This window comes from Lentzea fradiae, assembly GCF_900100955.1.
GTDB lineage: Bacteria > Actinomycetota > Actinomycetes > Mycobacteriales > Pseudonocardiaceae > Lentzea > Lentzea fradiae.
Map to the genome: position 1 here is coordinate 32010 of NZ_FNCC01000012.1, position 11507 is coordinate 43516.

Below are 11507 nucleotides of genomic sequence, written 5' to 3' on the forward strand. Positions count from 1 at the left end.
CTCAGCTCATCGCGGCACGCACGGCGCCGGCGGCCTTGGTCAGCGCGGCACTGGCCGCCGCCAGGTCCACGTCCTGGCGCCACGAGCTCAGCAGCGTCACCGCGTAGACGTGGCCGAGCTTCACGAACCCGGTGCTGTGGAGCACCCGCCGCCCGTCCGCGCTGCCCCAGCCCTGCTTGACCGCCCACGTCGCACCCGGCACACCATCGGGAACGCCGAAGTGCTGGTCGAACCCGTCGGCCGCGGTGCGCGGCGCCTCCCCCATCGCCGACGTCAGCAAGGCCCGGTCTTCCGCATCGAGCGAACCGGCGATGTGCCGGTACACGCGGGAGACGTCCGAGGCCGACATCATCGTGCTCCCCCACCGGCCCGCGGCGGCGGGCGGCCGGGTGTGGGTCAGACCGAGCGCCTGGGCCTGACGCGTGACGATCGCCGGTCCCCCTGCCTCCTGCCACAACCGGCTCGCCACCGCGTCATCGCTGCGAGACAGCATCGCGGTGACGTCGTTCCGCACCGCCTCGGAGTTCGACGGTGTCCTTTGCAGCAGGTCCAACGCGATGAGCAACTTCACCACCGACGCCGTGGGATGCGCGAGCTCGTTCTTCCACGACAAGGCGGTCACGCACGTGTCGAGGTCCAGGATCTCCATGGACAGCACCGGATCGTGGCCCACGTCCAGCAACGCCGTGCGGGCGTCCTGCAAGCCGGGCGCCTCTTCCGGAGCAGGCGTGAACTCGGTGCAGCCGGTCCGCCAGTCCTCCGCGCCGATCTGCCGGATCGCCACCACGATGACTACCAGCAGCACCATCACCAGCGCCGAGGGGATGACCCACCTGTTCCGCCTCCGCCGCACCCGCAACGGCACTGTCGTCATGTCCGTCGGCAATTTCTGCGTGGCGAAGCCCGCAACGTCTCGCATGACCGTTGTCCCGTCGTGAAAATCCGGTGCCTGTTCCAGACGCGGGCACACAACAGCAGCCGTCCCCCGCCTCCCCTTTCATGGACGCGCGTGTCTGCGCCGCGTTCCACTCAAGACCCACACGGCCGTCCGGAGGAAGCGCGGGACATGTCAGGTGAACACCCGACATCCGAGTGCCGCCGGGCCGCATACCGTCGTCCTCGTCAACGGATTGGAGGCCCCGGACCACAGGGGGTCTGATCGTTCCCACTGGTGTGGGCACAATCAGCGGATCAGTACGCATTGGCGCCTTTCCCGGCAAGGGATTCATCGCGGTCTACAACCACGGCGTCTCCGATTCCGGCTACACGAACCAGGCCGCGGTCACCGAGCCGACAGGTTCCCGGCTCTACGAGGTCGAAGGCAACTACTTCATGAACGCGCTGTGCGGAGGTGTCCTCAACGGGATCGCCACCGGCGGAGGTGCCCACCGCCCGGACTCCGCCGAGATTTCCGGCCTGCGCTCGAAGTTCGACCCCAGCGCGCTGCCGGAACTGCTCGCGCAGCTGTACCCGGTCACCGTGCGGACGTCGGTGCCCAGGCGTTCGGCCAGGTCGGTTCCGGTGAGCCGGGCGTGGGACTGGAGGAGCTCCAGCAGCGTCAGCACACGGGTGAGGCGATGCGACACGGGTCACCCATCATTCAGGGCGGATTGTGTCCTGAATGGAGCTTACGGTCGGGATCACACCGCATTCAGGGAGATCACATGGCTACGTTCGCACTGGTTCCCGGCGCCTGGCTCGGGGCATGGGCTTGGGACGAGACGGCACGCGCTCTGCGGGAGCGCGGCCACACCGCGGTGGCGGTGACACTGACGGGCCTGGCCGAGCGCGCCGGACAGGGCGGGCCTCGGACGGATCTGAGCACCCACATCGCCGACATCACCGCACTGGTCGAGCAGCAGGACCTGCATGACGTCACCTTGGTGGCCCACAGCTACGCCGCCGCTCCGGTCACCGGCGCCGCGGGACGCCTCGGCGACCGGCTGGAACGCGTGGTCTACGTCGACAGCGCCCCGTTCTTCGACGGCATGTGCATGCTCGACCTCCTGGCACCGGGGGCGGCCGATCAGCTGCGGCAGCAGGTCGGGGACGGCTGGCGGCTGGCCATGCCGCCGATCGACGTCCTCGGCCTGTCCGGCAGCCTCGACGGACTCGGCGAGCCCGAACTGGAGCGGCTCGCAGCGCGGGCCACCCCGCACCCGTTCGGCACCTACACCGAACGTCTCACCGGCCCGGTCGACCCCGGCTCCGGAGTGGACCGCGTCCTGATCGCCTGCCACGACTTCACGGCACTGCTGGACGCCGGGGTGCCGCAGCTCGCCGCCCTGAACCAGCCGCCGTGGCGGCGTTTCGACCTGCCCACGGGACATTGGCCGATGCTCTCGGCGCCGACCGAACTGGCCGCCCTGCTCGACGCGGCAGTCGCGGTCACACCCGGCGTCACGGCGGCGGGCTGACGCTCAGGCGTCCGACGCGGCGGCGAAGGCGTCGGCCAGAGCAGATGGGGGGACGTGGGTGAGGTCCTGCCCTTGGCAGGACCTCACCCACCTGCTGGCCGTCCTCGCGATGCCGGCGACTTTGCCACCCAGGCAAAAAACCTTCGCGCAGTCCCGTTCCGATGATCCACTGGGTGGATGAAAACCACCGTTGACGTTGTGGCAGAACGCTTTCGGCTCACGTACTCGTGCGAGAGCATCGACCCGGACTTCGGTGACCTCTTCGGCGACACCGTCGTGGTCTGGCACAACTACGAAAGCGAGATGTCCGTACCCGGCCGGGAGCTGGCGGACGTCATGATCCGCATGGTGAGCGCGGCCTCCGAGGTCGTCCGCGGCCACCGCGACACCGTGTGGGCGATGCAGGTGAGCCCGGACGGCTTCACGCTGGCCGCCACGCTCGAAGGCGAACTGCCCGACGGCACACCGGTCCGCATCCCGCGGTGCCTCCTGGTCGAGGTGCGGGACGGGCTGATCGTGCGCATCAACGAGTTCGGCGACCACAGCCAGCGCGAACCCTACGACAGGGTCCTGAAAGCCGCCGGGAGGTTCCGCAGCTGATATCGCAAACCTGGGATCTCCTGGCGGGAGCGCCGGCGGTCACTCCTCGCCCGCGCTGAGAACCTCCAGGATCTCGACCAAAGTGGACAGTTGTTCCGCGGTGAGCGGGCTGAAAAGCTCCTCCGCCGCCAGCTCGTAGCCCGCCGTCCACTCCTGGGCCAGCGCGGCGCCCTGCGGGGTCACCCGGAGGAACACGGACCGGCGGTCCTCCGCGCTGGCCTGGCGTTCGAGCAGCCCGTCGCGGACGAGCGCGTCGACGAGCGACGACGCGGTTCCCTGGGTGATGCCCACCGCGAGGGCCAGCTCGGTGACGCGCACCGGTTGCGACCGCGCCACCTCGACCACCAGGCGGGACCGCGGCGTCGAGACGCCGTGCTCGCCCAGGCGTTCGTTGAAATGACGCACGAGGACCTTCGCCGCACGGCTGAACTCGTCGGCCACCCTCGCCGCGGTCACGCGCTCCTTCGCGCCGGACATCCGCCACCTCCCGCTTGACGCCCCATCCTACGGCAGGTTACATAGACGTAGATACATCGATGCCAAACTATTCGATGTCGATGCGAACTGTGGGAGTGGAAGCATGAAGATCTTCGTCACCGGCGGCAGCGGTTTCGTCGGCAGTGCGCTCGTCCACCGGCTCGTCGCCGAAGGACACGAGGTTCTGGCGCTGGCCAGGTCGGGTTCGAGCATCCAGCGCGTCCGCGCGGCCGGGGGCGACCCGGTCCCCGGCGACCTCGCCGACCTCGGCAGGACCGACCGGCCGTGGCACGCGAGGCTGCGGGAGGTCGACGCGGTCGTGCACGTCGCGGCCCACATGGAGTTCTGGGGACCGGACGCCCTCTTCGAGCAGGCCAACCACGTGCCGACCGTGGCCCTGCACGAGGCGAGCGTCGCCGCCGGTGTGCGGCGGTTCGTGCTCGTCAGCGCCGCGTCCGTCTCCACGGGCAGCCAGCGCCGTCCCGTCGTGGACGAGTCGACGCCGGAAGGGAAGGCGAACATCGCCTACAGCCGGGTCAAGCTGGCCACCGAGCGCGCCCTGCTCGAGGCCCGCGGCGGGGAGACCGAACTGGTGGTGCTCCGGCCACCGTTCATCTGGGGCCGAGGCATGGCGACCCTCGACGAGCTCACGAAGGTCGCCGAGGCCGGACGGTTCTCCTGGATCGACGACGGCAGGCACACCGTCGACTTCGTCCACGTCGAGAACCTGGTCAGCTCGATCCTCCTCGCGCTCACGCGAGGCCGTCACGGCGGCGTCTACTACGTCACCGACGGCACCCCGATGCCCATCCGCGACTTCCTGACCCCGTTGCTCGCCACGCGCGGCGTGGACCTGTCCAAGAGCCGCAGCGTTCCCATGACGATCGCGGCCCCGATGGCGGCGATGATGGACCGCACCGCACGCCTGCTGCGCCGGAAGACCGCACCGCCGCTGACGAACTGGCTCGTGAGCTGGACCGGCCGCGACCGTTCCTACGACATCACCGCCGCGCGGACCGAGCTCGGTTACTCGCCGGACGTGACCCTGGAGAAGGGTCTGGCCGAGATGAGGTCACCCGCCGGACGCCGCCCTCACGCGGCCTGAAGCGCGGGCCCGAGGAGCAGCCCGCCGTCGATGACGTACTCCGACCCCGTGACGAACGAGGCGTCCGACGACGTGAGGAACAGGAGGAGCCGGGTGACGTCGACCGGCTCGCCGAGCCGCGGGACGGCGAACGGCTCGGGCGAGTAGAAGTCGGCGATCGCCGCGGTAGCTCCCGCCGCCGGCTCCTGGATGAAGGGGGTCGCGATCACGCCGGGATGGATGGTGTTCACACGGATGTTGTCCCGTCCGAGCTCGAGCGCCGCCGTCCGGGTCAGCCCCCGCACGGCCCACTTGCTGGCGACGTACGGCGCGTAGTGCGCGGTGCCACCCACGCCCATCACCGAGGCGATGTTGACGATGGCACCCCCTCCCGCGCGGCGCAGGGCGGGGGCGGCGACCTTGATGCCGAGGAAGGTCCCGGTGAGGTTGACGTCGAGGATGCGCGACCACGTGGCGTGGTCCGTCTCCTCGATCAGCGCCGGCGGGTTCTGCACGCCCGCGTTGTTGACAAGCACGTTCAGCCCGCCGAAGGCGCTCTCGGTGTCCTGCACAGCGGCGGACCACGAGCTCTCGTCGGTGACGTCGAGGGAGACGAAGCGAGCGCGGTCGCCGAGCTCGTCGGCGAGAGCGGTGCCGCGTCCGGCGTCGATGCCGCCGATCACCACGTTCGCCCCCTCCGCGTGGTAGGCGCGGACGTGGCTCGACCCCTGGCCACCGGCCCCACCGGTCACGAGCACGGTCCGGCCGTCGAAGCGAAGCATCAGCTGTTCCTCCGATGCGTGAGCGACTGGCCGGGGTCGTCATCGACGAGCGACCAGTGGTGAGCCACTCGACTCACCACTCACGACAGTAGGTCGGCGGCAATGGTGAGTCAAGTGACTCACCTCGTATGCTCGGGGTCGTGACGACGTATCACCAGCGCATCGCCCGGGAGAAGCGGGCGCTGATCCTGGCGGCCGCGACCGAGCTGTTCCTCGAACTGGGCTACGACCGGACGTCGCTGGCCCGGATCGCGGAACGCTCGGGCGTGTCGCGAGCCACCCTGTTCAAGCAGTTCCCGACGAAGGCCGCCCTGTTCGACGCGATGGTCACCGAGTCGTGGTCGGCCGCCGCCGAAGAGGCCCCGCCCCCTCCCGGCGACATCACCGGCGGCCTCACCACCATCGGCCGCCGCTACGCCGAGCTGCTGAGCCGCGCCCAGATGACCGACCTGTTCCGGATCGTCATCGCCGAGCTGCCACGGTTCCCCGAACTCGCCAACGCCCAGTTCTCCCAAGGGAAACTGCCCTACTTCGAGTCCGTGCGCGACTACCTGCTGTCCGAACAGGACGCGGGGACGATCCGGGTCGACGACGCGGACCTCGCGGCCACCCAGTTCCTCGGCATGATCTCCAACTACGTCTTCTGGCCCGCACTTCTGGTGCCGGGCTGGGAAGTGAGCGCCGAACGCGCCGCCCAGGTGGTCGACGAGGCCGTCCGCACCACCGCCGCCCGGTACTCCACGACCTCCTGAACCCGCGCCTCATATTTAGGAACGCTCGTTCTTGACTGATCGTTCCTAAAAACGCTAGCGTCGACGTCATGGGACGACGACGGTCTTTCGACGTGGACGAGGTCGTGGAGGCTGCGGCGGAGCTGTTCGCCGGCCGCTCCTACGACGGCGTCTCGATCGACGACCTGGTGACCCGGCTCGGGGTGCACCGCAACAGCCTCTACGGCGTGTTCGGCAGCAAGCGCGGCTTGTACCTGACCGCGTTGCGCCGGCACGTGGATCACGACGTGCGCCCGCACCTGGCTCAGGCAGCGCGCTCGGACCGGACACCGGCCTGGGACCTGCTGCTGCTCGCCGCGGTCGACCGGGCGCCGGACGACCCCGAGGTCGCCGAACTGGTGTCGACGGTCTTCACCGAGCTCGACGAGGCGACCGGCGATCCGGGAGTCACGGAGGCACTGCTGGGCAGATGGCTACGCAACCGCGGTGCCCTCACCGTCCCAACCGGACAGAAGCTGCCGGAAACGGCGTCAGAAAAGGAGAGCTGACATGGCGGTCGTCAGCGTGCAAGGCACCGACCTGATGGTGGAGATGCAAGGGCTCGACAAGCTGTGGGCGTTGAAGAGCCAGCTGACCATCCCGCTGGCGAACGTGCGGGGAGCCACGGTGGACCCGGGAATCGTGGGTGAGCCGAAGGGAATCCGGGCACCGGGCACGCACGTGCCCAAGGTGATCACCGCGGGCACGTTCCACCGCGAGGGCGAGAAGGTCTTCTGGGCGGTGCGCAACGCGCAGAACGCCGTGGTCGTGGAACTGGCCGACGAGGACTACACCCGCCTGGTGGTCGAGGTGGACGACCCGCGCGCCGTGGTGGCCATGATCGAAGAGGCGACCAGCCGATGACCGTCAAAGCGGCATTGGCCCTGGCAGCGCTCATCTCCACAGCGATAGCCGGAATCGCCACCGCCGCTCCCCACCACGACACGAGGGCTTGGCTGCCCGCACAGGACGAAGAAGTCTCCTTCGTCGTCGACGGCACGACCACCTACGGCACGCTGCACGTCCCGGCCCGTCGCCGCGGCGAACGGTTACCCGCGGCCCTTCTGCTGCCCGGCAGCGGCCCCACCGACCGTGACGGCAACCAGCCTCCGGCGTTCACGCCGAACACCATCCGCGACCTGGCCGGCGTGCTCGGCGACGACCGGGTCGTGACCCTCCGGTTCGACAAGTACGGCACCGGCCGCACGGGACTGGGCGCGTGGGCGGAACGTCCCCACGAGCTCGACCACCCGGCGTTCGTCCGGCAAGCCGCGGCCGCCCGCGATTTCCTGCACGGCCGAAGGGAAGTAGCTCCGGGCCGGGTGGCACTCGCCGGTCACAGCGAAGGAGCGCTGACGGCGCTGATGCTCGCCGCGGACGCTCCTCACCACCGGCGAGCCGCCGCGCTGATCATGTTGCAACCGCTCGCGTTGCGAATGCTGGACGTGCTGGCCATGCAGCTGCACGACCAGACCGGGCAACTGGTCGAGTCGGGAGCGATGACCGAGGCGGAAGCCCAAGCCCTGGACCGCGCGATCGACACCGCCGTGGCCGACCTGCGAGCCGACCGGCCCGTCGACACGACCGCCATGCCACCCGCGCTCGCCGCGCTGTTCCAGGCATTGGCGGGACCGAGCCGGAAGTTCATCACGTCCATCGACGCCGTCCACCCGCCCGACGTCGCACGCCGCCTGCGCCCGATGCCCGTGCTGCTGACCTGCGGCGCCCTGGACCCCCAGGTGCCCTGTCACACCACCGACCAGCTCGCCGCCGTCGTGCGCCACCGCGTCGTCCTGCCCGATGCGGGCCACGCGATGACCACGGCCGACGGAACGTTCTCACCGGTCCTGACCAGGCATCTCAGCGCCTTGCGCTGGTGACGCCCCCGCCTGCCCGCCGGGGTCCGGCGCGACTCCGGTGGCAGAAGCCGTGATCTCCCACAGAGCACGAGCGAGCACCGGGTCCTGCGCCGTCGCCGAGCGGCGGGCAGGCCCGGCCGGACCACGGATCTCGAAGGGCCCGGTGGGCCCCAGATAGCTGCCACCGGACACCGGCCCGGTCGCGGCGAGCAGCTGCGGCCGGATACCGGTGGCGACCGGCTGGGAGAGGAACCGGTCCGGCCCCACGAGCAGGCGCGCCCTCCACGTGTTGCGACGGGCGAGGGCGTTGTTCAACAGCTCCGACGACGTCAGCCCCGGATGCGCGGCGACGGACAGCACCGGGTCACCGGCGAGCCGCAACCGCCGGTCGAGCTCCGCGGCGAACAACAGGTTCGCCACCTTCGAGGCCCCGTAGGCCCGCGTGGGCGAGTACCGCCGCCGCTCCCAGTGCAGATCGGTGAGATCGAGCCCGCCAGTGCGATGCCCCAGGCTGGACGTCGTCACCACCCGCGAAGGCCGTTCGGGACTTCCCGCCGCCCGCAGCGCCGGCATCAGCAACCACGTCAACGCGGCCGGCCCCAGGTGGTTGGTCCCGATCTGCAGCTCGAACCCGTCACGCGTCCGCTCATGCGGCCCCAGCGACACCGCGGCGTTGTTGATGAGCACGTCAACCCGATCACCAGTGCGTTCCCGGATGTCCGCGGCAGCAGCGCGCACCGAGCCGAGGTCAGCCAGGTCGAGCAGGACAGCCTCCGCCGACCCCCGCGCCCGGACCTGCTCGACAGCCACCGCTCCACGCTCAGCGTCCCGAACGGTCATGAGCACACGCGCACCGGCCGCGGCCAGCTCCCCGGAAAGAGCAAGACCAAGACCGGACGTGGTCCCGGTGACGACGATGCTGCGCCCCGCGAGATCGGGCAGTTCATATGACAGTGTCATACGAACAACTGTCCCCACTTCATATGACGTTGTCAACTAAGCTGCCCGCATGACACGGACCGAGACCGCCGCGGCCACCCGACGAGCCCTGGTCCGCGCCGCCTCCGACCTGCTCGACGAGGGAGGCCCCGGCGCCGTGACCCTCCGCGAGGTGGGCTCCCGGGCCGGTGTCTCGCGCGGCGCGCCCTACGGGCACTTCGAGAACAAGGACCACCTGCTGACCGAGCTCGCGATCAACGCGTGGAACTCACTGGCAGACGAGGTCGAACAGACCCGCACGGCCCCCACCCCGCAAGCCCGGCTGGAGCAGGCCGTCCTCGCGTTCATCGGCATGGCCCGGCGGCAGCCACATCGCTACGCCCTGATGTTCAGCACCCCGGCGAGCACACCGGCCGCCGCCGAGGCCGCGGACCGCCTGGAACGAAACTTCCTCGCCCTCATCGCGGACGTGGTGGGCGAACCCGACGCACCCCGTTGGTGCGCCTTGCTGATGTCCAGCGCCCACGGCATCGCGGGGATGGAACTGAGCGGCCACCTGGCAAAGGACAAGTGGCAGGTCAGCGTCGAACAACTGGTACGCATGCTGGTCAACGCGACCCGCCACCCGTGAGACTCCCGGCTCAGTCGCGATCAGCCAGGTGAATCCCCAGATCGGTGCGCCCTGGCAACAGATCCTCCCGCAGCGCACGCGTACCCGCGTACTCCCCGTCACGCAGACGCCGGAACCGCCGCGGACGTTCGTCAGCGAGCCCTCCGACCCTGCTCACCAGACGCTCGACCTCACGCTCGACCCCTTCGGCCCCCAGCGAGTCGGCGTCGTGGACCACATGCAGATCCAACGTCTCGATCCCGACATACCAGAGCACACCGTGAGTGATCGGAAACAGCAGTGAGTCGAGATCCCCGCTGATCCCACGCGGCCCGACAGAACGCTCGTCCTCGCCGGCGGTAACCACCACCAGCGCCTTGCGCCCCACCAGCCCACCATCGCCGTACCGGCGAGGCACCCCCAGCTCGGCGTCGAGGTCGCCATAAGCGAACCCGCTGGTGAGCACCCGGTCGAACCACCCCTTCAAGATCGCCGGCGGCCCGTACCACCACAACGGGAACTGCAACACGAGCAACTCGGCCTTCGCGAGCTTCGCCTGCTCCTCCCGCACGTCGTCGGGCAGCTGGCCACTCGCGTACACCTCCCCCACCAACTCGGAGATGTTCCCCGGACGCTCCGCCAGATCCCCCAGGTCACGCTGCGACAACACGGGATCGAACCCTTGGGCGTACAGGTCCGACACCGCCACCTCGTACCGTTGCGCCAAAGCCTTGGTCCCGGCTTGCAGCAGGCGGTCGTTGAGCGAGTCACGGCGCGGGTGCGCATACACCCACAGAGCGGTGTCCGGCTTCGGCGGATGAACGATGGTCATACGCCCAGTCAAACGCTCTGTGGCGGCGCGCAGAATAGGCGAACGTCCCGCGCCCATGCGCGCACGTCCATGTCGCGGGTGTGCCGGAACCGCGACAGGTGGCATCCAGCCACTTGCCGGGTGAGCTGAGTTCGGGCTCGGGGTTCGGAGCGTGGTCGACAGCACCAGGCGAGGGCACCAGGTGCGTTCGCGCAAGCCGACTTGCGTGCTTGTCGAGATCAGGGCACCAGGCTTGCTGCGGCATCGACGAAGGCGTCGATGAGGGATGACCGGCGCGCCGCAAGCCAAGCCAGGCACACCTGGTTCGGTCCGATGTCCTCGACCGGGATGCCGATGACGTCCTGGCGGGTGTAGAACGCCGCCGTCGACAGGGGAATGACGCAGATCCCCGCTCCAGCGGCGACAAGTTCCAGCTTCTCCTCGACGCTGTTCACACGCGGCACTTCGGGCCAGTACGCGTTCGACAGGTCCCGGATCCGCGCGGTGAACCGGGCGAGCCTGCCGGCGCGGGGTCCCGACATCCCCGGCCGGTGAGTGAACCCGGGAACAGCGTTGTGCCAGAAGCCGATCACGCCGCCGCACCTGGCAGCGGCGTGATCGCCGCCGGAAGGCCCTCAAGTTTGAACCGGCCGCTCCCGTGGTATCGACCAGGACCGTTTCCGTACCGTTCTGGAGGGTGCTCATGCAGATCCAGGTCAACACCGACCACAACATCCACGGTGGCGAACGGCTGGCCACCTATGTGACCACGGACCTGGAGAGCGGCCTGTCCCGGTTCAGCGGATGGCTGACCCGCGTGGAAGTGCACCTCAGTGAGGACGGGGGCAGCAAGCCGGAAGACAAGAAGTGCGTCATCGAGGCGCGCCCGGGAGGCAAGCAGCCGGTCGCGGTCACCCATCACGCGACCACTGTGGACGACGCCTACGCCGGGGCGGCGCAGAAGCTGGGGCGGGTGCTGGATTCCCGGTACAGCCGCGCCCACGACCACAAGGGCAGTGACAGCATCCGCCACATGCCCGCGCCGGAGGACCTCGAGCCGGTCAGCGGGATCGAGAACGAGTCTCGGGACTGACCAAGGCGACAGGACGCCGCAGCCCTCATGGGCACGGTCCTCAACCCGCGCGACCTGTGACGGCC

16 protein-coding genes are annotated in these 11507 nt (G+C 69.5%); 9 read left to right on the plus strand and 7 right to left on the minus strand.

What is annotated here, in order from left to right; all coding sequences use genetic code 11:
- Position 1: 1 nt before the first annotated feature.
- Both BLT23_RS27415 and BLT23_RS41375 read right to left on the minus strand, forming a co-directional pair.
- On the minus strand, positions 2-919 hold the full coding sequence (locus tag BLT23_RS27415; protein ID WP_143036064.1) for a serine hydrolase: 918 nt from the start codon (positions 917-919) through the stop codon (positions 2-4).
- Positions 920-1325: 406 nt separating this feature from the next.
- Positions 1326-1586: a winged helix-turn-helix transcriptional regulator gene (locus BLT23_RS41375; RefSeq protein WP_090053950.1), complete on the minus strand. Its 261-nt coding sequence runs from the start codon at positions 1584-1586 to the stop codon at positions 1326-1328.
- A 78-nt stretch (positions 1587-1664) separates the two neighbouring features.
- Between BLT23_RS41375 and BLT23_RS27425 the strand changes: the two genes are divergently transcribed.
- Positions 1665-2417, plus strand: coding sequence for an alpha/beta fold hydrolase (locus tag BLT23_RS27425; protein WP_090053952.1), 753 nt, complete (start codon positions 1665-1667; stop codon positions 2415-2417).
- Between the two features lie 198 nt (positions 2418-2615).
- The gene (locus BLT23_RS27430; protein ID WP_090053954.1) at positions 2616-3017 is read left to right on the plus strand and encodes a nuclear transport factor 2-like protein; all 402 of its coding nucleotides are present in this window, start codon (positions 2616-2618) and stop codon (positions 3015-3017) included.
- A gap of 39 nt (positions 3018-3056) precedes the next feature.
- Here BLT23_RS27430 and BLT23_RS27435 read toward each other — a convergent pair whose 3' ends face one another.
- Positions 3057-3494: a MarR family winged helix-turn-helix transcriptional regulator gene (locus tag BLT23_RS27435; protein WP_090053956.1), complete on the minus strand. Its 438-nt coding sequence runs from the start codon at positions 3492-3494 to the stop codon at positions 3057-3059.
- A gap of 103 nt (positions 3495-3597) precedes the next feature.
- On the opposite strand from BLT23_RS27435, the gene BLT23_RS27440 reads away from it, so the two are divergent.
- Positions 3598-4599, plus strand: coding sequence for an NAD-dependent epimerase/dehydratase family protein (locus BLT23_RS27440; protein ID WP_090053958.1), 1002 nt, complete (start codon positions 3598-3600; stop codon positions 4597-4599).
- Here BLT23_RS27440 and BLT23_RS27445 read toward each other — a convergent pair.
- A complete protein-coding gene (locus tag BLT23_RS27445) occupies positions 4587-5360 on the minus strand; it encodes an SDR family NAD(P)-dependent oxidoreductase (protein WP_090053960.1) in 774 nt (257 codons plus the stop codon). The genes BLT23_RS27440 and BLT23_RS27445 overlap by 13 nt on opposite strands.
- A gap of 140 nt (positions 5361-5500) precedes the next feature.
- Between BLT23_RS27445 and BLT23_RS27450 the strand changes: the two genes are divergently transcribed.
- The 4 genes from BLT23_RS27450 (at position 5501) to BLT23_RS27465 (ending at position 8010) form a co-directional block, all read left to right on the plus strand.
- Entirely contained in the window at positions 5501-6112 is a 612-nt protein-coding gene (locus BLT23_RS27450) for a TetR/AcrR family transcriptional regulator (RefSeq protein WP_245744238.1), read from the plus strand.
- A 68-nt stretch (positions 6113-6180) separates the two neighbouring features.
- Entirely contained in the window at positions 6181-6639 is a 459-nt protein-coding gene (locus BLT23_RS27455; RefSeq protein WP_090053964.1) for a TetR/AcrR family transcriptional regulator, read from the plus strand.
- A gap of 1 nt (position 6640) precedes the next feature.
- Positions 6641-6994, plus strand: coding sequence for a hypothetical protein (locus BLT23_RS27460; RefSeq protein WP_090053966.1), 354 nt, complete (start codon positions 6641-6643; stop codon positions 6992-6994).
- Complete coding sequence (locus BLT23_RS27465) at positions 6991-8010, plus strand: alpha/beta hydrolase family protein (protein ID WP_090053968.1); 1020 nt, start codon at positions 6991-6993, stop codon at positions 8008-8010. The genes BLT23_RS27460 and BLT23_RS27465 overlap by 4 nt, the downstream gene beginning before the upstream one ends.
- On the opposite strand, the gene BLT23_RS27470 is transcribed toward BLT23_RS27465, so the two are convergent.
- The gene (locus BLT23_RS27470; RefSeq protein WP_090053970.1) at positions 7969-8949 is read right to left on the minus strand and encodes an SDR family NAD(P)-dependent oxidoreductase; all 981 of its coding nucleotides are present in this window, start codon (positions 8947-8949) and stop codon (positions 7969-7971) included. The two genes, BLT23_RS27465 and BLT23_RS27470, sit on opposite strands and share 42 nt — an antisense overlap.
- Before the next feature lie 49 nt (positions 8950-8998).
- Here BLT23_RS27470 and BLT23_RS27475 point away from each other — a divergent pair, with 49 nt between their 5' ends.
- Positions 8999-9559, plus strand: coding sequence for a TetR/AcrR family transcriptional regulator (locus BLT23_RS27475; RefSeq protein WP_090053972.1), 561 nt, complete (start codon positions 8999-9001; stop codon positions 9557-9559).
- 10 nt (positions 9560-9569) lie between these two features.
- Here BLT23_RS27475 and BLT23_RS27480 read toward each other — a convergent pair whose 3' ends face one another.
- On the minus strand, positions 9570-10370 hold the full coding sequence (locus tag BLT23_RS27480; RefSeq protein WP_090053973.1) for an NAD(P)H-dependent oxidoreductase: 801 nt from the start codon (positions 10368-10370) through the stop codon (positions 9570-9572).
- A 218-nt stretch (positions 10371-10588) separates the two neighbouring features.
- Entirely contained in the window at positions 10589-10942 is a 354-nt protein-coding gene (locus tag BLT23_RS27485; RefSeq protein WP_245744239.1) for a LysR substrate-binding domain-containing protein, read from the minus strand.
- A gap of 110 nt (positions 10943-11052) precedes the next feature.
- On the opposite strand from BLT23_RS27485, the gene BLT23_RS27490 reads away from it, so the two are divergent.
- On the plus strand, positions 11053-11442 hold the full coding sequence (locus BLT23_RS27490) for an HPF/RaiA family ribosome-associated protein (protein ID WP_090053975.1): 390 nt from the start codon (positions 11053-11055) through the stop codon (positions 11440-11442).
- Positions 11443-11507: the final 65 nt, after the last annotated feature.